A 19,385-nucleotide genomic window follows, 5' to 3' on the forward strand; every position below is an offset into this window, starting at 1 on the left:
TTGGGTGTTATATGGTCAAGCCTCACGGGCAATTAGTACAGGTTAGCTCAACGCCTCACAGCGCTTACACACCCTGCCTATCAACGTCGTAGTCTTCGACGGCCCTTCAGGGGACTCAAGGTCCCAGTGAGATCTCATCTTGAGGCAAGTTTCCCGCTTAGATGCTTTCAGCGGTTATCTTTCCCGAACATAGCTACCCGGCAATGCCACTGGCGTGACAACCGGAACACCAGAGGTTCGTCCACTCCGGTCCTCTCGTACTAGGAGCAGCCCCTCTCAAATCTCAAACGTCCACGGCAGATAGGGACCGAACTGTCTCACGACGTTCTAAACCCAGCTCGCGTACCACTTTAAATGGCGAACAGCCATACCCTTGGGACCGGCTTCAGCCCCAGGATGTGATGAGCCGACATCGAGGTGCCAAACACCGCCGTCGATATGAACTCTTGGGCGGTATCAGCCTGTTATCCCCGGAGTACCTTTTATCCGTTGAGCGATGGCCCTTCCATACAGAACCACCGGATCACTAAGACCTACTTTCGTACCTGCTCGACGTGTCTGTCTCGCAGTCAAGCGCGCTTTTGCCTTTATACTCTACGACCGATTTCCGACCGGTCTGAGCGCACCTTCGTACTCCTCCGTTACTCTTTAGGAGGAGACCGCCCCAGTCAAACTACCCACCATACACTGTCCTCGATCCGGATAACGGACCTGAGTTAGAACCTCAAAGTTGCCAGGGTGGTATTTCAAGGATGGCTCCACGCAGACTGGCGTCCACGCTTCAAAGCCTCCCACCTATCCTACACAAGCAAATTCAAAGTCCAGTGCAAAGCTATAGTAAAGGTTCACGGGGTCTTTCCGTCTAGCCGCGGATACACTGCATCTTCACAGCGATTTCAATTTCACTGAGTCTCGGGTGGAGACAGCGCCGCCATCGTTACGCCATTCGTGCAGGTCGGAACTTACCCGACAAGGAATTTCGCTACCTTAGGACCGTTATAGTTACGGCCGCCGTTTACCGGGGCTTCGATCAAGAGCTTCGCGTTAGCTAACCCCATCAATTAACCTTCCGGCACCGGGCAGGCGTCACACCCTATACGTCCACTTTCGTGTTTGCAGAGTGCTGTGTTTTTAATAAACAGTCGCAGCGGCCTGGTATCTTCGACCGGCGTGGGCTTACGCAGCAAGTGCTTCACCCTCACCGGCGCACCTTCTCCCGAAGTTACGGTGCCATTTTGCCTAGTTCCTTCACCCGAGTTCTCTCAAGCGCCTTGGTATTCTCTACCCAACCACCTGTGTCGGTTTGGGGTACGGTTCCTGGTTACCTGAAGCTTAGAAGCTTTTCTTGGAAGCATGGCATCAACCACTTCGTCACCCAAAGGGTAACTCGTCATCAGCTCTCGGCCTTGGAATCCCGGATTTACCTAAGATTCCAGCCTACCACCTTAAACTTGGACAACCAACGCCAAGCTGGCCTAGCCTTCTCCGTCCCTCCATCGCAATAACCAGAAGTACAGGAATATTAACCTGTTTTCCATCGACTACGCTTTTCAGCCTCGCCTTAGGGACCGACTAACCCTGCGTCGATTAACGTTGCGCAGGAAACCTTGGTCTTTCGGCGTGGGTGTTTTTCACACCCATTGTCGTTACTCATGTCAGCATTCGCACTTCTGATACCTCCAGCAAGCTTCTCAACTCACCTTCACAGGCTTACAGAACGCTCCTCTACCGCATCACTTACGTGATACCCGTAGCTTCGGTGTATGGTTTGAGCCCCGTTACATCTTCCGCGCAGGCCGACTCGACTAGTGAGCTATTACGCTTTCTTTAAAGGGTGGCTGCTTCTAAGCCAACCTCCTAGCTGTCTAAGCCTTCCCACATCGTTTCCCACTTAACCATAACTTTGGGACCTTAGCTGACGGTCTGGGTTGTTTCCCTTTTCACGACGGACGTTAGCACCCGCCGTGTGTCTCCCATGCTCGGCACTTGTAGGTATTCGGAGTTTGCATCGGTTTGGTAAGTCGGGATGACCCCCTAGCCGAAACAGTGCTCTACCCCCTACAGTGATACATGAGGCGCTACCTAAATAGCTTTCGAGGAGAACCAGCTATCTCCGAGCTTGATTAGCCTTTCACTCCGATCCACAGGTCATCCGCTAACTTTTCAACGGTAGTCGGTTCGGTCCTCCAGTTAGTGTTACCCAACCTTCAACCTGCCCATGGATAGATCGCCCGGTTTCGGGTCTATTCCCAGCGACTAGACGCCCTATTAAGACTCGCTTTCGCTACGCCTCCCCTATTCGGTTAAGCTCGCCACTGAAAATAAGTCGCTGACCCATTATACAAAAGGTACGCAGTCACCCAACAAAGTGGGCTCCCACTGCTTGTACGCATACGGTTTCAGGATCTATTTCACTCCCCTCTCCGGGGTTCTTTTCGCCTTTCCCTCACGGTACTAGTTCACTATCGGTCAGTCAGTAGTATTTAGCCTTGGAGGATGGTCCCCCCATATTCAGACAAAGTTTCTCGTGCTCCGTCCTACTCGATTTCACTTCTAAGATCCTTTCGCGTACAGGGCTATCACCCACTATGGCCGCACTTTCCAGAGCGTTCCGCTAAAATCAAAGAAGCTTAAGGGCTAGTCCCCGTTCGCTCGCCACTACTAAGGGAATCTCGGTTGATTTCTTTTCCTCAGGGTACTTAGATGTTTCAGTTCCCCTGGTTCGCCTCTTGCACCTATGTATTCAGTACAAGATAACCATCTTATGATGGCTGGGTTCCCCCATTCAGACATCTCCGGATCAAAGTCTGTTTGCCGACTCCCCGAAGCTTTTCGCAGGCTACCACGTCTTTCATCGCCTCTGACTGCCAAGGCATCCACCGTATGCGCTTCTTCACTTGACCATATAACCCCAAGCAATCTGGTTATACTGTGAAGACGACATTCGCCGAAAATTCGAATTTCTCAACTAAGAGAACTCACAAATTTTACCTTAGCCTGATCCGTTACCAGTGAAAGTAACGTTCAGTCTATCTTTCTATCACATACCCAAATTTTTAAAGAACGATCTAATCAAAAGACTAGAAATCAACATTCACCATCACCTTGATGGAATGCTCATTTCTAAGCTTTCAGAAGCAGTTTATGGTGGAGCCAAGCGGGATCGAACCGCTGACCTCCTGCGTGCAAGGCAGGCGCTCTCCCAGCTGAGCTATGGCCCCATAACAAAATTGGTGGGTCTGGGCAGATTCGAACTGCCGACCTCACCCTTATCAGGGGTGCGCTCTAACCAACTGAGCTACAGACCCAATTTCGAGCTTGTAACTGTTAGCTGTGAGCTATCAGCTTGGAGCTTAAAGCTGCTTCTATCGTCTTCTTCAATGAATCAAGCAATTCGTGTGGGAGCTCATGAAGCAGCTGCGGTCGTCGATTAAGGAGGTGATCCAGCCGCAGGTTCCCCTACGGCTACCTTGTTACGACTTCACCCCAGTCATGAATCACACCGTGGTAACCGTCCTCCCGAAGGTTAGACTAGCTACTTCTGGTGCAACCCACTCCCATGGTGTGACGGGCGGTGTGTACAAGGCCCGGGAACGTATTCACCGCGACATTCTGATTCGCGATTACTAGCGATTCCGACTTCACGCAGTCGAGTTGCAGACTGCGATCCGGACTACGATCGGTTTTGTGGGATTAGCTCCACCTCGCGGCTTGGCAACCCTCTGTACCGACCATTGTAGCACGTGTGTAGCCCAGGCCGTAAGGGCCATGATGACTTGACGTCATCCCCACCTTCCTCCGGTTTGTCACCGGCAGTCTCCTTAGAGTGCCCACCATAACGTGCTGGTAACTAAGGACAAGGGTTGCGCTCGTTACGGGACTTAACCCAACATCTCACGACACGAGCTGACGACAGCCATGCAGCACCTGTCTCAATGTTCCCGAAGGCACCAATCCATCTCTGGAAAGTTCATTGGATGTCAAGGCCTGGTAAGGTTCTTCGCGTTGCTTCGAATTAAACCACATGCTCCACCGCTTGTGCGGGCCCCCGTCAATTCATTTGAGTTTTAACCTTGCGGCCGTACTCCCCAGGCGGTCAACTTAATGCGTTAGCTGCGCCACTAAGAGCTCAAGGCTCCCAACGGCTAGTTGACATCGTTTACGGCGTGGACTACCAGGGTATCTAATCCTGTTTGCTCCCCACGCTTTCGCACCTCAGTGTCAGTATCAGTCCAGGTGGTCGCCTTCGCCACTGGTGTTCCTTCCTATATCTACGCATTTCACCGCTACACAGGAAATTCCACCACCCTCTACCATACTCTAGCTCGACAGTTTTGAATGCAGTTCCCAGGTTGAGCCCGGGGCTTTCACATCCAACTTAACGAACCACCTACGCGCGCTTTACGCCCAGTAATTCCGATTAACGCTTGCACCCTCTGTATTACCGCGGCTGCTGGCACAGAGTTAGCCGGTGCTTATTCTGTCGGTAACGTCAAAACACTAACGTATTAGGTTAATGCCCTTCCTCCCAACTTAAAGTGCTTTACAATCCGAAGACCTTCTTCACACACGCGGCATGGCTGGATCAGGCTTTCGCCCATTGTCCAATATTCCCCACTGCTGCCTCCCGTAGGAGTCTGGACCGTGTCTCAGTTCCAGTGTGACTGATCATCCTCTCAGACCAGTTACGGATCGTCGCCTTGGTGAGCCATTACCCCACCAACTAGCTAATCCGACCTAGGCTCATCTGATAGCGCAAGGCCCGAAGGTCCCCTGCTTTCTCCCGTAGGACGTATGCGGTATTAGCGTCCGTTTCCGAGCGTTATCCCCCACTACCAGGCAGATTCCTAGGCATTACTCACCCGTCCGCCGCTCTCAAGAGGCGCAAGCACCTCTCTACCGCTCGACTTGCATGTGTTAGGCCTGCCGCCAGCGTTCAATCTGAGCCATGATCAAACTCTTCAGTTCAAACATCTTTGGGTTTTGAGAAAACCCTAAACTTGGCTCAGCAATCGTTGGTTACATCTTTGATTTCTCGCGGAGTAACTTGTGATGCTGATAATCTGTTGACTAGCAGTCTGACTCCACAAGCACCCACACGAATTGCTTGATTCAGTTGTTAAAGAGCGGTTGGCTGAGTCTTTCGTCTCAACCGAGGCGCGCATTCTACAGCGCCCCGTGTATCTGTCAAGCGGTTATTTTAAGAAGTTTTCAAAGTTTCGCTTCGGAAACATCAACAACTTCAACCACTTGCGCTTCCGATCTCTCGTTAGCGGGAGGCGAATTCTACAGCGTTACTCGCTGCTGTCAACACCTCTTTTTCACCGCTTTCGACCGAGAAGATCGAACCGCCGATAGAGCCAAACATCACCGCTCTACCTGCTCCTTTCCAAGCTTCGATGAACTGAAGCCCTACACCTTCGAAACCTACTCAACTCATTGAATCTCAAGGAGTTTTCCGTTTCGACTGCGCCGGAAGTGGGGCGAATTATAGACTTCCAGAATCTGCCGTCAACACCTATTTTAACAATTCTGTCATATCAGCCAAAAAGCCCCGTAAACACAGAGGCCGGCGCCCAAGGGCGCCGGCCTCTTCACTTCCAATTACAAGCTGGGGAAAGCGAATTGTGAAGCCTCATGGCTGGCACGCTGCGGCCAACGCTGGGTAATGGCCTTGCGACGGGTATAGAAACGCACGCCGTCCGGGCCATAGGCATGCAGGTCGCCGAATAGCGAGCGCTTCCAGCCACCAAAGCTGTGATAGGCCACTGGCACCGGCAATGGAACGTTGACGCCCACCATGCCGACTTCGATCTCATCGCAGAACAACCGCGCCGCTTCGCCATCGCGGGTGAAGATGCAGGTGCCGTTGCCATACTCGTGATCATTGATCAGTTGCATTGCCTCTTCCAGGCTATTGACCCGGACGATGCACAGCACCGGCCCAAAGATCTCTTCCTTATAGATACGCATCTCGGGGGTCACGCGATCGAACAGGCAACCACCAAGGAAGAACCCCTCCTCATGTCCGGCCACACTCAAGCCGCGACCATCAACCACCAGTGAAGCGCCTGACGCCACGCCCTCTTCTATATAGCCACTGACCTTGTCCCGATGCTGACCGGTCACCAGCGGCCCCATGTCCAACCCGCAAGACGTACCGGCGCCAATCTTAAGCGCCTTGATTTGCGGCACCAATTTGGACACCAGCGCATCTGCCACTTGGTCGCCGACACACACCGCCACCGAAATTGCCATGCAACGCTCCCCGCATGAACCGTATGCCGCGCCCATCAGCGCGCTGACGGCATTGTCCAGGTCGGCATCCGGCATCAGCACCGCATGGTTCTTCGCCCCACCCAGCGCCTGGACACGTTTGCCACGGCGAGTGCCCTCGGCATAGATGTACTCGGCAATCGGCGTCGAACCGACAAAACTCAGTGCCTTGACTTCCGGCGCTTCGATCAGTGCATCCACCGCAGCCTTGTCGCCATGGACGACGCTCAGTACACCCTTGGGCAAACCGGCTTCCAACAACAACTGGGCGATCAGCAGCGTCGAACTCGGATCACGCTCGGACGGCTTGAGAATGAAGCAGTTGCCGCAGACGATCGCCAGCGGATACATCCACAGCGGCACCATCGCCGGGAAGTTGAACGGGGTGATGCCCGCCACCACGCCTAAAGGTTGAAAGTCTGACCAAGCGTCGATGTTCGGCCCTACGTTACGGCTGTATTCGCCCTTCAGGATTTCCGGCGCTGCACAGGCAAACTCGACGTTTTCGATGCCGCGCTTGAGCTCACCGGCTGCGTCTTCCAAGGTCTTGCCGTGTTCCTCGCTGATCAACTGGGCGATACGCGCCTCGTTCTGCTCCAGCAATTGCTTGAAACGAAACATCACCTGGGCGCGCTTGGCCGCTGGCGTATTGCGCCAGGCCGGAAAAGCCGCCTTGGCGGCATCGATGGCCTGCTGGATAGTCGCACGATCAGCCAATGGCACCTTATGAATGGCCTGGCCAGTGGACGGATTGAAAACATCGGCGGTGCGAGCGCTGTCGCTCAGCAGTTCGCCATTGATCAAATGCGGGATGAGGCTCATGGGGACTCCAGGATTATCCACAGGCGCCCGTGGCCGGGCACCCGTTGTTAAAAGATTGCGTCAGTCGAGTTTGTTCAGCACTTCACCGACTGCATCGAACAGGCGATCCAGGTCCTGTGGCTTGCTGTTGAACGTTGGCCCGAACTGCAGAGTGTCGCCGCCGAACCGCACATAGAACCCGGCTTTCCACAACGCCATGCCGGCTTCGAACGGACGCACGATGGCATCGCCATCGCGCCCGGCGATCTGGATCGCGCCGGCCAGGCCGTAGTTGCGGATGTCGATGACGTTCTTCGCGCCCTTCAGGCCGTGCAAGGCATTCTCGAAATGCGGGGCGATTTCGGCCACGCTCTGCACCAGGTTTTCCTTCTGCAGCAGGTCCAGCGCCGCCAGGCCCGCCGCGCAGGCCACCGGGTGTGCCGAGTAGGTGTAGCCGTGGGGGAATTCCACTGCGTACTCGGGCGTTGGCTGGTTCATGAAGGTCTGGTAGATCTCGGAGCTGGCAATCACCGCGCCCATGGGGATCGCGCCATTGGTGACTTGCTTGGCGATGCACATCAGGTCCGGGGTCACGCCAAAGCTGTCGGCACCAAACATCGAACCGGTGCGGCCGAAACCGGTGATCACTTCGTCGAACACCAGCAGAATGCTGTGCTGGTCGCAGATTTCCCGCAGGCGCTTGAGGTAACCCTCAGGCGGCACCAATACGCCGGCCGATCCTGCCATCGGCTCGACAAACACCGCAGCGATATTGGACGCATCGTGCAGTTCGATCAGCTTCAACAGCTCATCCGCCAAGGCGATGCCACCCTCTTTCGGCATGCCACGGGAATAGGCGTTGCTGGCCAGCAAGGTGTGGGGCAAGTGATCGACGTCCATCATGGCCTGGCCGAACAGCTTGCGGTTGCCGCTGACACCACCGAGGCTGGTGCCGGCGATGTTCACACCGTGATAGCCACGGGCACGGCCAATCATCTTGGTCTTGGTCGCCTGGCCCTTGAGACGCCAGTAGGCGCGGACCATCTTCACTGCGGTATCGGCGCACTCGGAACCGGAATCGGTAAAGAACACATGATTGAGGTTGCCCGGGGTCAGGCTGGTGATCTTTTCCGCCAGTTGGAATGACAGCGGATGACCGTACTGGAACCCCGGCGAATAATCGAGAGTACCCAGTTGCTTGGCGACCGCTTCCTGGATTTCCTTGCGGGTGTGCCCGGCGCCACATGTCCACAGGCCCGACAGCGAGTCGTAGACCTTGCGCCCCTTGTCATCCACCAACCAGCTGCCTTCGGCAGCGACGATCAGGCGCGGATCGCGCTGGAAATTGCGATTGGCGGTGTAAGGCATCCAGTGGGCATCCAGCTTGAGCTGGCTAGCCAGGGAACCGGCAGCGTGTTCGGGCATGTTCATCGACAAAACCTCGCAGGTCATAAGCGACAGGGGATCGAAAGGCGTTCTTGCAGCTAAGTTGCCACGACGATAAAGTCAATGAAATCCAACTTTTGTAACCTTCAGTCGGCGGATCACTAAACTATGAGCGCTCGTCGTCCCGATCCTCTGGCCCAGGTCAGCGACTTTGATATTCGCCTGCTGCGCATTTTTCGCAGCGTCGTGGAGTGCGGTGGATTCTCCGCCGCGGAAACCGTACTGGGCATCGGCCGCTCGGCCATCAGCCAGCAGATGAGCGACCTCGAGCAGCGCCTCGGCCTGCGTCTGTGCCAACGTGGGCGCGCGGGGTTTTCCCTGACCGAAGAAGGGCGCGAGGTCTATCAATCGGCGTTGCAGTTATTGAGCGCACTGGAAAGCTTTCGCACCGAGGTAAACGGGCTGCACCAGCATCTTCGCGGTGAGTTGACCATCGGCCTCACCGACAACCTGGTCACCCTGCCCCACATGCGCATCACCCACGCCCTGGCGCAACTGAAAGAGCGCGGGCCCGACGTGCAGATCCAGATTCGCATGATCGCCCCCAACGAAGTCGAGCAAGGCGTGCTCGACGGTCGCTTGCATGTCGGCGTGGTGCCCCAGGCCAGTGCCCTGTCCGGGCTGGAATATCAACCGCTCTACAGTGAACGTTCGCTGCTGTACTGCGCGGTCGGGCATCCATTGTTTTATGTCGATGACCAACAACTTGAAGACGCACGCCTCAACAGCCAGGACGCCATCGCCCCGACGTTCCGCCTGCCGGCCGAGATCCAGGCCCACTACCAGGCGCTTAATTGCACCGCGAGTGCATCGGACCGCGAAGGCATGGCGTTCCTGATTCTTACCGGGCGCTACATCGGCTACCTGCCCGATCATTACGCCAACCTCTGGGTCCAGCAAGGTCGGTTGCGGGCCCTTAAGCCTGGGGCACGGTTCTATGACTTGAGTCTGGCGTCGGTCACGCGCAAGGGGCGCCGGCCTCACTTGGTGCTGGAGAGTTTTCTCGAGAGCCTCGCAGCCACCCGTTAACCCCTGTGGGAGCGGGCTTGCTCGCGAAGGCGTTGTATCAGTCGACACCTGTATTGAATGGACCTCCGCTTTCGCGAGCAAGCCCGCTCCCACAGGGGACCAGATGATCGCCACCAAGAAGCTTTTAGTGTGATGGCACTTGTCGGATCGATGCCGGTGCGCTATCAACGCATTTGCTTGCCCACAGACCCAGCCCGGAAACGCCCATGACCTTTGAAGTCCCTGCCCACGGTGGCAAGCCCACCAGCCGCATTCGTCAAAAGAACGAAGAGACGATTCTCAAGGCCGCCGAAGATGAATTCGCTCGCCACGGGTTCAAAGGCACCAGCATGAATGCCATCGCCCTCAAGGCCGGGCTGCCCAAGGCGAACCTGCATTATTACTTCACCAATAAACTCGGCCTGTACGTGGCGGTGCTGAGCAACATCATCGAATTGTGGGACAGCACCTTCAACACCCTCACCGCCGAGGATGATCCGGCCGAAGCCTTGACCCGCTACATCCGCGCCAAAATGGAGTTCTCTCGCCGCCAGCCCCAGGCCTCGCGACTGTTCGCCATGGAAGTGATCAGCGGGGGCGAATGCCTGACCGAATATTTCAACCAGGATTACCGTGCCTGGTTCAATGGCCGGGCCGCCGTGTTCCAAGCCTGGATCGACGCCGGCAAGATGGACCCGATCGACCCGGTGCATCTCATCTTCCTGTTGTGGGGCAGCACCCAGCATTACGCCGACTTCGCCACCCAGATCTGTCGCGTGACCGGTCGCAGCAAGTTGACCAAACAAGACATGATCGACGCAGGCGACAACCTGATCCGCATCATTCTCAAGGGCTGCGGCCTGACACCCACTCTTTAAGATCGCCATGCCCTTTACCCTTGCCGGTTTTTGCGAGCACCGCGAAGAAATTCGCAAAAGCCGCTTCATTACCTTCGCCGCGCCCATCACCAGCCCCGCCGATGCCCAGGCTTTCATCGAGCAGCACAGCGACTTGGATGCCACCCACAATTGCTGGGCCTGGAAACTCGGCGACCAGTACCGCAGCAACGACGATGGCGAGCCGGGTGGCACCGCCGGGCGGCCAATCCTGGCCGCGATCGAAGCCCAGGCCTGCGATCAGGTCGTGGTGCTGGTGATTCGCTGGTATGGCGGGATTCAACTGGGCACCGGTGGGCTCGCCCGGGCTTACGGCGGCGGCGCGAACAAGTGCCTGCAAAACGCTGAGAAAATCGAATTGATCAGCCGCGTGCCGCTGCACTGTAGTTGCGGGTTCGCCGAACTGCCCCTGGTGAAACTGCGCGTCGCCGAGTGCGGTGGGCTGGTGAATGAAGAGCGCTTCACCGCCAACGGCGTGGACCTGCAATTGGCCGTGGGCGAAGCCCACATCGAAACCTTGCAAACGCAACTGGCCGACCTGAGCCGTGGACGGATCCTGTTGGAGCGTTGAGTTCGCAGGCTGCAATCTTTCAGGGCATCGCGCAATCGTTCAACTTGCCCACATCCACTGTGCACCCGACTGTGGATAACCTGAGCACATCCCTCTGTAACCCTTCTGTCATGCGGGTTTCAGCGGGTTGCTCATTTTTCAGCCAAAGTCCTGCAGAAACGACAAATCCATCCACAAAACAACCGCTTGCGGCGGTTTATCACCTTTAGAAGAAAGCCTCGCAGTGCTTATGCCCGAGTTTCCGGCTTGCACACAATAACTGTGGAGCAAGCTGTGGATAACCCGTTCATGGCTCCTTCCGCCCCATGAAGGACATGGCTCACAGCCGCTTGTTCAATTTTTGACCACCCATTTCAGGGCAAACCACTGCCTGGGCCAGACCCGTGCGCGCCAAGGCGGTGCAGAATTTCCCCACTACAGATGCTCAGACCTGACGCGGAAGGCCTCAGCAACGGCACTCAAGGCAATTTCCTGACCTGATGGCCAGGAAATTGCTTTATCCACGGGCATTCCTGTCCATCGGCCCGAGCCTGTCATGTCCAACCCCGACTCCATCGCGCGCCTGCAATTGCGCAAGATCAGCAAACGCTACCCCGGTTGCCTGGCCAACGACGCCATCGACCTGAGCATCCAGCCCGGCGAAATCCACGCCCTGCTGGGGGAAAACGGTGCGGGCAAAAGCACCCTGATGAAGATTATCTACGGCGTCACCGCTGCCGATTCGGGTGAGGTGATCTGGCAAGGCCAGCGCGTCAACCTGCGTAACCCGGCCCAAGCTCGCAGCCTGGGCATCGGCATGGTGTTCCAGCATTTCTCGCTGTTCGAAACCCTCACCGTTGCGCAGAACATTGCCCTGGCGATGGGCGCGGCAGCCGGTACGCCAGCGCAACTGGAGCCCCGGATCCGCGAAGTTTCCCGGCGCTACGGCATGGCCCTGGAACCGCAGCGGCTGGTCCACAGCCTGTCGATTGGCGAACGCCAGCGGGTAGAGATCATTCGCTGCCTGATGCAAGACATTCGGCTGTTGATTCTCGATGAACCGACCTCGGTACTCACGCCCGCAGAAGCCGAAGAACTGTTCGTGACCTTGCGCCGCCTGGCGAGCGAGGGCTGCAGCATTTTGTTTATCAGTCACAAGCTCGGGGAGGTGCGCGCGTTGTGCCACAGCGCCACGGTGCTGCGTGGCGGACGCGTCTCAGGGCATTGCACCCCGGCGCATTGCTCGGACCGAGAGTTGGCGCAACTGATGGTTGGCGAGGCCGCAGGACTGATTACGGAGTACCCCAAGGTCAGCGCAGACAAAGCCTTCCTGCACATCAACAAGCTGTCTTGGCACAACCCCGACCCGTTCGGTTGCTCGTTACGGGACATTGACCTTGAGGTTTGCAGCGGCGAAATCGTCGGCATCGCCGGGGTGGCGGGCAATGGCCAGGACGAATGGCTGGCGTTGCTCAGTGGGGAAACGCCGCTTCCCCGCCAGCAAGGCGAAACGATTCGATTCGGCGGCCAGCCCGTAGCGCACCTGCGCCCCGACGCTCGTCGCCGGCTTGGCCTGGCATTCGTCCCCGCCGAACGCCTGGGCCATGGCGCCGTGCCGCAACTGAGCCTGGCGGATAACGCCTTGCTCAGCGCCTTCCAACAGGGCCTGGTCAGCCATGGGCTGGTTCGACGCAGCAAGGTCGAACACCTGGCCGAGGAGATCATCCGTCGTTTTGGCGTGAAGACACCCGACACCAAAACCCCTGCGCGCAGCCTTTCGGGGGGCAACTTGCAAAAATTCATCCTTGGCCGGGAAATCCTTCAACAGCCAAAGCTGCTGGTGGCCGCGCACCCGACCTGGGGCGTGGACGTCGGCGCGGCAGCGACCATCCATCGCGCCCTGATCACCCTGCGCGACGCGGGCGCGGCGATCCTGGTGATCTCCGAAGACCTCGATGAACTGTTCCAGATCAGCGACCGTCTCGGTGCCTTGTGCGGCGGGCGCCTGTCGGCCTTGCGTCCTACCGTCGAGACCCGCCTCAGCGACGTCGGCGCCTGGATGGCCGGCCAGTTCGACGCCCCTCAATCCCCTGCCCCCGCGCCGGTTTAACGGAGTTCCACATGCTGCTTTCTCTCGAACCCCGCGGCCAGCAATCGCGCCTGATGCTCTGGTGCTCGCCGCTCTTGGCCGCCGTGTTGACCCTGGGCTGCGGCTCGCTGCTGTTTATCGCCCTTGGGCATGACCCGTTGCAAACGTTGTACACCCTGTTGATCGCCCCGATCAGCGACCTGTACGGCGTGTCCGAATGGCTGATCAAGACCTTGCCGATCCTGCTCTGCGCCCTCGGCCTGGCAGTGGCCTATCAGGCGCGGATCTGGAACATCGGCGCCGAAGGCCAATTGCTGCTGGGCGCCCTGGCCGGCAGTGCCGTGGCGGTGAACATCATCGACGTGCAGAGTCGCTGGGCATTGGTGTTGATCCTGCTGACCGGCACCCTGGCCGGGGCGGCTTGGGCAGCGCTCACGGCGTGGCTGCGCACGCGCTTCAACGCCAACGAGATCCTGACCAGCATCATGCTCAATTACATCGCCCTGAACCTGCTGCTCTTTTGCGTCCACGGGCCGTTGAAAGACCCGGCGGGGTTCAACTTCCCCGAGTCGGCGATGTTCGGCGAGGCCAGTCGCCTGCCGTTGCTGCTGGACGATGGCCGGGTTCATGCCGGGCTGTATTTCGCCCTGCTGGCGCTGGTAGCGGTGTGGGTCTTGCTGCAGAAAAGCTTTGTTGGCTTTCAGATCAAGGTGCTGGGCCTCGATGCCCGCGCCGCTGGTTTTGCCGGCTTTCGCCAGAAGCCGCTGGTGTGGCTGGCGCTGCTGATCAGCGGTGCGCTGGCCGGTCTGGCCGGCGTCTGCGAAGTCGCCGGGCCGATCGGCCAACTGGTGCCGCAGGTGTCGCCGGGCTATGGCTATGCGGCGATTACCGTGGCATTCCTCGGGCGCCTCAATCCGATCGGCATTCTGTTTGCCAGCCTGTTGATGGCCCTGCTGTATATCGGCGGTGAGAGTGCGCAGATGTCGCTGAACCTGCCCCAGGCAATCACCCAATTGTTCCAGGGGATGATGCTGTTTTTCCTGTTGGCCTGCGACGTGCTGATTCTCTACCGGCCACGCCTGAACCTGCGCTGGACTCGGCGCGCCCGAACCACCGCGGTACAGGCAGGAGCCTTGTGATGGATATCGACCTGTTGAGCAATATTTTCTATGCCATGGTTCGCTGCGGCACACCGCTGCTGCTGGTGGCCCTGGGTGAGTTGGTTTGCGAAAAAAGCGGCGTCCTGAACCTGGGCCAGGAAGGGATGATGCTGTTCGGCGCGGTGATTGGCTTTATCGTCGCGTTCAACAGCGGCCACCTCTGGCTCGGCGTGCTGTTGGCAATGGCCGCGGGGATGCTGTTGTCGGCATTGTTCGCGCTGGTGGCGCTGGTGTTCAACGCCAATCAAGTCGCCACCGGACTGGCGCTGACGATTTTCGGGGTGGGCCTGTCGAGCTTTGTCGGGGCGGCCTGGGTCGGCAAGCCGTTGGCCGGCTTCGAGCCGCTGGCCATTCCCTACTTGAGTGACATCCCGCTGATCGGACGAATGCTGTTCGCCCAGGACCTGCTGGTGTACCTCTCTTTTGCGCTGTTTGCGCTGGTGGCGTGGGTGTTCGTAAAGAGCCGCGCCGGACTGATCATCCAGGCCGTCGGCGAGAACCCCGATGCCGCCAGTGCCATGGGCCTGCCGGTGTTGTGGGTGCGGACCTTGGCGGTGCTGTTTGGCGGCGCCATGGCCGGGTTGGCCGGCGCCTATCTGTCGCTGGCCTACACGCCGATGTGGGCCGAGAACATGAGCGCCGGGCGCGGCTGGATCGCCCTGGCGCTGGTGGTGTTCGCCAGTTGGCGGGTGTGGCGCCTGCTGCTGGGCGCCTACCTGTTCGGCCTCGCCAGCATCCTGCACCTGGTGGCCCAGGGATTGGGGTTGGCGATTCCGTCGAGCCTGTTGGCAATGCTGCCGTATGCCGCGACCATTTTGGTGCTGGTGTTGCTGTCCCGGGATGCCGTGCGCACGCGACTGTATGCGCCGGTGTCCCTGGGGCAGCCTTGGCAGGCGGGGCATTGAGAACCCTGTGGCGAGGGAGCTTGCTCCCGCTCGACTGCGCAGCAGTCGCCTGCCTATGAGGGGTGCCGCGCCCCCCAGCGGGAGCAAGCTCCCTCGCCACGGACGGGCAGCATCTGCATGACGCCCCACACCACTTCGAAAAACAGGAAAACCCACAACACCGCACTGGCTCCATGAAGCAGCGCATACAACATCCAGGCCGAGAACAGAAACCGCCCCACCGCGTCATAACGCCCATACAGCGCCTGCGGATCACGAATCCGCAGCACCGACCACACGCAGACAATCGAGCCCATCAGATTCACCATCAGCACATGCGCCGGCGCAAACGGTGGCAGGTCCCCAGGCAGGTCAAAGAGCTGTGTCATGCTCACCAACACGCCATGCACCGCCGCAAAGCTCCACGGCGTGGCCAGCGCGGCCGACACGATCAGGTCGTACCAGGCGCTGCCAAGCACCACCCGGCGATATTGCATCGAACTCCACATACACGTTGCTCCAGATAATCGAGGAGCAAAGAGGCTAAAGCCTGGGGTATGCTCCAAGGTCAAGTCCTCTGGAGCTTCGCAATGCGTATCGGTGAATTAGCCCAAGCCTGCGCCGTCAGTCGAGACACGCTGCGTTTCTACGAGCAACGTGGCCTGATCGCAGCATCGCGCAGCGCCAATGGCTATCGCGACTACCCCGCCGACATCGTCCAACTGGTGCTCTATATCAAGACCGCCCAGCGCCTGGGCTTTACCCTGGGCGAGATCGGCGCGAGCGTCGCCGCCCTGTGGAACGCCCCCGACCCCGACTGCGCCGTGACGCAATTGCTGCAAGACAAGCTGAACCTGATCGAAACCCGCATGACCGAACTCGACGCGTTGCGTCAAGAGCTGAAACAACGGCTCGGGCAACGTTGTCCATTAAACCCGTGACCTTATTCTTTCAAGGATGCCCCTCATGACTTCGGCAAGAAACGCATTGATCATCGGCGCCTCCCGGGGCCTGGGCCTCGGCCTGGTGAAGACGCTGCTCAGCGATGGCTGGAACGTGACCGCCACCGTGCGCAACCCGCAGAACGCCGAGGCTTTGAAAGCGCTGGGCCCGGTGCGGATCGAAAAACTCGACATGGACGACCAGCAAGCCGTCATCGCCTTGAGCCAGCAGCTCAAGGGCGAGACCTTCGACCTGTTGTTCGTCAACGCCGGGGTCAAGGGCCCGGATAACCAGAGCCCGGGCGGCGCGACGCTGGCCGAAGTCGGCCAGCTGTTCTTCACCAACGCGGTGGCGCCGATCAACCTGGCCCAGCGCTTCGTCGGCCAGATCCGCGACGGCAGCGGCGTGCTGGCATTCATGAGTTCAGTGCTGGGCAGCGTGACCATGCCCGACGCGCCGGAACTGGCGCTGTACAAGGCCAGCAAGGCAGCGCTCAACTCCATGACCAACAGCTTCGTCAGCCAACTGGGCGAACAGTCATTGACGGTACTGTCGCTGCACCCGGGTTGGGTGAAAACCGACATGGGCGGCGAAGGCGCGGACCTTGATGTCGAGACCAGCACCCGTGGGCTGATCGACCAAGTGAATGCCTTCGCCGGCAAGGGTGGGCATCACTTCGTCAATTACAAAGGCGAAACAATCCCCTGGTAACCACCCGATACCCTGTGAAACCCCATAACCCTGTGGGAGCGGGCTTGCTCGCGAAAGCGGATTGTCATTCAACATCGATATCGCCTGATACCTCGCCTTCGCGAGCAAGCCCGCTCCCACATTTGATCTCGGCGAACTCTGGAAAACTGCAACACAACCTGAGTAAACTCCGCACCTCGCCCTATCCAATGGGCGACCCTGGATCAGCAGACAGGGCATCACTGAGCTGGCTAACCTGAACCCACTTTCAGAGGAGCCGGCCACCATGCCTGCGACCCGTACCTGGTTAAAAAATCCCCTCGCCATTTTCACGGCCAACGACCTCGATGCCCGTGGCGGTCTCGTCCTGCAGGACGGTGTGATCGTCGAACTGCTGAGCGCCGGCCAACAACCCGCCCAGCCCTGTGACCACGTCTTCGACGCGCGAGAGCATGTGATCCTGCCGGGGTTGATCAACACCCATCATCACTTCTACCAAACCCTGACCCGCGCCTGGGCGCCGGTGGTGAACCAGCCGTTGTTCCCCTGGCTGAAAACCCTCTATCCGGTGTGGGCGCGGCTGACCCCGGAAAAACTCGCCCTGGCGAGCAAAGTGGCCTTGGCCGAGTTGCTGCTGTCGGGCTGCACCACGGCGGCCGACCATCATTACCTGTTCCCCCAGGGCCTGGAAAATGCCATCGACGTGCAAGTGCAAAGTGTCCGTGAGCTGGGCATGCGGGCGATGCTGACCCGTGGTTCCATGAGCCTGGGCGAGGCCGACGGTGGGCTGCCACCGCAACAGACCGTGCAGCAGGGCGAGGTGATTCTTGACGACAGCCAGCGCTTGATCGCCGAATACCACGAGCGCGGCGACGGCGCGCAGATCCAGATTGCCCTGGCGCCCTGCTCACCTTTTTCGGTCACGCCACAGATCATGCGTGCCAGTGCCGAGTTGGCGGAGAAGCTCGACGTACGCTTGCACACGCACCTGGCCGAAACCCTCGACGAAGAAGCGTTCTGCCTGCAACGCTTCGGCCTGCGCACCGTGGATTACCTGGACAGCGTCGGCTGGCTCGGCCCTCGGACCTGGTTGGCCCATGGCATTCACTTCAACCCTGACGAAATCGCCCGACTCGGTGCCGCCGGCACCGGCATCTGCCATTGCCCCAGTTCGAACATGCGCCTGGCCTCGGGCATTTGCCCGACCCTGGAGCTGACCACCGCCGGCGCACCCGTGGGCCTGGGTGTCGACGGCTCGGCATCCAACGATGCCTCGAACATGATCCTCGAAACCCGCCAGGCGCTGTACATCCAGCGCCTGCGCTACGGCGCGCAAGCGATCACGCCGGAGCGCGTACTGGGCTGGGCGACCCGGGGCTCGGCGCAACTGCTCGGGCGCAGCGATATCGGCGAATTGGCCGTGGGCAAACAGGCCGACCTGGCGCTGTTCAAGCTCGATGAGCTGCGCTTCTCCGGCAGCCATGACCCGGTCTCGGCCCTGCTGCTGTGCGGCGCGGACCGGGCGGATCGGGTGATGATCGGTGGGCAATGGCGGGTGATCGACGGGCAAGTCGAGGGGTTGGACTTGAAGGGCTTGATTGCCGATCACAGCCAGGCGGCGCGGGAATTGATCGCCGGCGCCTGACCCAACGCCATCGCGGGCAAGCCTTGCTCCCACAGTTCTCATGAATCCCATAGATTTGCATTGATCTGTGGGAGCAAGGCTTGCTCCCACAGTTTTTCATGAGTCCACAGACTTGCAGTGATCTGTGGGAGCAAGGCTTGCCCGCGATGCTCTTCTAGAGGCCCAGCAGGGACAACATGATAAACGTCGCGAACAACACAAAATGGGTCATGCCTTCGATGGCATTGGTTTCACCATCGTTGAGGTTGATCGCGCAGACGATCAGGGTGATGAAAATCATCACCGTCTGCACCGGTGTCATCGCCATCTGGAAAGGCTGGCCGGTGTAAAGGGCCATGGCTTCCATCACCGGCACGGTGAGGATCACGGTGGACAACGACGCCCCCAGCGCGATGTTCACCACCGCCTGCATGCGATTGGCGAGGGCCGCGCGCAGGGCGGTGAGGATTTCCGGCGCGGCAGAGATCGCCGCCACCAGGATCGCCGTGACCACGGGCGGAGCACCCGAGCCTTCCAGCCCCAGGTCGATGGCCTTGGACATCACTTCAGCCAACGCACCGATCACCACCACGCCAAACACCAGCGCACTGATGGAAATCGTCAGGCTGATAGGTTCTGGTTCGTTTTCCACCGGTTCTTTCTTGCGGCGTTTTTCCGGGTAGCTGTAGCTGAAGAAGTAACTGTGGGGCCCGACCTGCATGCGCAGGAACAGCGTGTACAACACGATCATCGCGCCGATGGTGAAGGCAGAATAGGTTTTCCAGCTATCCCGGGGGATGAACTCCGGCACCACCATCGACACGCCCATGGCCGTGAGAATCATCACGCTGTAGGTGCGCGCCGAATCGTCGTTATAGACCTGCTCGCCATGCTTGATCCCGCCCATCAGCGCCGCGAGCCCGAGGATGCCGTTGATGTCGAGCATCACCGTTTTCTAGACATGTCAAAACTTAATTTTCGTATTAATCCGTTTATTTCAGATACTTAAACGAATCAAT

12 protein-coding genes, 2 tRNA genes, 2 rRNA genes and 1 pseudogene are annotated in these 19,385 nt (G+C 58.7%); 9 read left to right on the top strand and 8 right to left on the bottom strand.

Going from position 1 to position 19,385, the window contains the following annotated elements:
• Nucleotides 1-11: 11 nt before the first annotated feature.
• The 6 genes from M1D99_RS26175 to M1D99_RS26200 form a co-directional block, all read right to left on the bottom strand.
• A 23S ribosomal RNA gene (locus tag M1D99_RS26175) occupies nucleotides 12-2,903 on the bottom strand.
• Between the two features lie 242 nt (nucleotides 2,904-3,145).
• Nucleotides 3,146-3,221: transfer RNA gene (locus M1D99_RS26180), tRNA-Ala, on the bottom strand.
• Between the two features lie 10 nt (nucleotides 3,222-3,231).
• Nucleotides 3,232-3,308: transfer RNA gene (locus M1D99_RS26185), tRNA-Ile, on the bottom strand.
• 123 nt (nucleotides 3,309-3,431) lie between these two features.
• Nucleotides 3,432-4,968: ribosomal RNA gene (locus M1D99_RS26190) — 16S ribosomal RNA — on the bottom strand.
• Together the 16S and 23S rRNA genes with 2 tRNA genes alongside form the textbook arrangement of a ribosomal RNA operon.
• A 636-nt stretch (nucleotides 4,969-5,604) precedes the next feature.
• Nucleotides 5,605-7,098, bottom strand: a complete 1,494-nt coding sequence (locus M1D99_RS26195; protein WP_434572567.1) for a CoA-acylating methylmalonate-semialdehyde dehydrogenase — start codon at nucleotides 7,096-7,098, stop codon at nucleotides 5,605-5,607.
• A gap of 60 nt (nucleotides 7,099-7,158) precedes the next feature.
• The gene (locus M1D99_RS26200) at nucleotides 7,159-8,508 is read right to left on the bottom strand and encodes an omega-aminotransferase AptA (protein ID WP_060739305.1); all 1,350 of its coding nucleotides are present in this window, start codon (nucleotides 8,506-8,508) and stop codon (nucleotides 7,159-7,161) included.
• Nucleotides 8,509-8,631: 123 nt separating this feature from the next.
• Between M1D99_RS26200 and M1D99_RS26205 the strand changes: the two genes are divergently transcribed.
• From M1D99_RS26205 to M1D99_RS26230, 6 genes are all read left to right on the top strand, one after another.
• The gene (locus M1D99_RS26205) at nucleotides 8,632-9,552 is read left to right on the top strand and encodes a LysR family transcriptional regulator (RefSeq protein ID WP_434572569.1); all 921 of its coding nucleotides are present in this window, start codon (nucleotides 8,632-8,634) and stop codon (nucleotides 9,550-9,552) included.
• 206 nt (nucleotides 9,553-9,758) lie between these two features.
• Entirely contained in the window at nucleotides 9,759-10,409 is a 651-nt protein-coding gene (locus M1D99_RS26210) for a TetR/AcrR family transcriptional regulator (RefSeq protein ID WP_186707970.1), read from the top strand.
• A 7-nt stretch (nucleotides 10,410-10,416) separates the two neighbouring features.
• Complete coding sequence (locus M1D99_RS26215) at nucleotides 10,417-10,998, top strand: IMPACT family protein (RefSeq protein ID WP_186707968.1); 582 nt, start codon at nucleotides 10,417-10,419, stop codon at nucleotides 10,996-10,998.
• A 535-nt stretch (nucleotides 10,999-11,533) separates the two neighbouring features.
• Nucleotides 11,534-13,087 carry an ABC transporter ATP-binding protein gene (locus tag M1D99_RS26220; protein ID WP_458131001.1) on the top strand — a complete coding sequence of 518 codons (1,554 nt, stop codon included), beginning with the start codon at nucleotides 11,534-11,536 and terminating at the stop codon, nucleotides 13,085-13,087.
• Between the two features lie 11 nt (nucleotides 13,088-13,098).
• A complete protein-coding gene (locus M1D99_RS26225; RefSeq protein WP_186730121.1) occupies nucleotides 13,099-14,205 on the top strand; it encodes an ABC transporter permease in 1,107 nt (368 codons plus the stop codon).
• The gene (locus M1D99_RS26230; protein ID WP_458131002.1) at nucleotides 14,205-15,131 is read left to right on the top strand and encodes an ABC transporter permease; all 927 of its coding nucleotides are present in this window, start codon (nucleotides 14,205-14,207) and stop codon (nucleotides 15,129-15,131) included. The genes M1D99_RS26225 and M1D99_RS26230 overlap by 1 nt, the downstream gene beginning before the upstream one ends.
• 53 nt (nucleotides 15,132-15,184) lie before the next feature.
• Here the strand turns inward: M1D99_RS26230 and M1D99_RS26235 are convergent, their stop codons facing one another.
• Nucleotides 15,185-15,619 (bottom strand): hypothetical protein, encoded by a 435-nt coding sequence (locus M1D99_RS26235; protein ID WP_434572575.1) that lies wholly within the window; start codon nucleotides 15,617-15,619, stop codon nucleotides 15,185-15,187.
• A gap of 81 nt (nucleotides 15,620-15,700) precedes the next feature.
• On the opposite strand from M1D99_RS26235, the gene M1D99_RS26240 reads away from it, so the two are divergent.
• The 3 genes from M1D99_RS26240 to M1D99_RS26250 all read left to right on the top strand — a co-directional run bounded on the left by M1D99_RS26240 (nucleotide 15,701) and on the right by M1D99_RS26250 (nucleotide 18,387).
• Complete coding sequence (locus M1D99_RS26240) at nucleotides 15,701-16,051, top strand: MerR family transcriptional regulator (protein WP_186707958.1); 351 nt, start codon at nucleotides 15,701-15,703, stop codon at nucleotides 16,049-16,051.
• A gap of 25 nt (nucleotides 16,052-16,076) precedes the next feature.
• Nucleotides 16,077-16,763 carry an SDR family oxidoreductase gene (locus M1D99_RS26245; RefSeq protein WP_186707956.1) on the top strand — a complete coding sequence of 229 codons (687 nt, stop codon included), beginning with the start codon at nucleotides 16,077-16,079 and terminating at the stop codon, nucleotides 16,761-16,763.
• Nucleotides 16,764-17,028: 265 nt separating this feature from the next.
• Nucleotides 17,029-18,387 (top strand): 8-oxoguanine deaminase, encoded by a 1,359-nt coding sequence (locus M1D99_RS26250; RefSeq protein ID WP_434572578.1) that lies wholly within the window; start codon nucleotides 17,029-17,031, stop codon nucleotides 18,385-18,387.
• Between the two features lie 154 nt (nucleotides 18,388-18,541).
• On the opposite strand, the pseudogene M1D99_RS26255 reads toward M1D99_RS26250, so the two are convergent.
• Nucleotides 18,542-19,315: pseudogene (locus tag M1D99_RS26255) on the bottom strand (calcium:proton antiporter); the annotation flags it as partial.
• Between the last annotated feature and the right edge of the window lie 70 nt (nucleotides 19,316-19,385).

The sequence above is a fragment of the Pseudomonas sp. R3-41 genome (assembly GCF_054161485.1).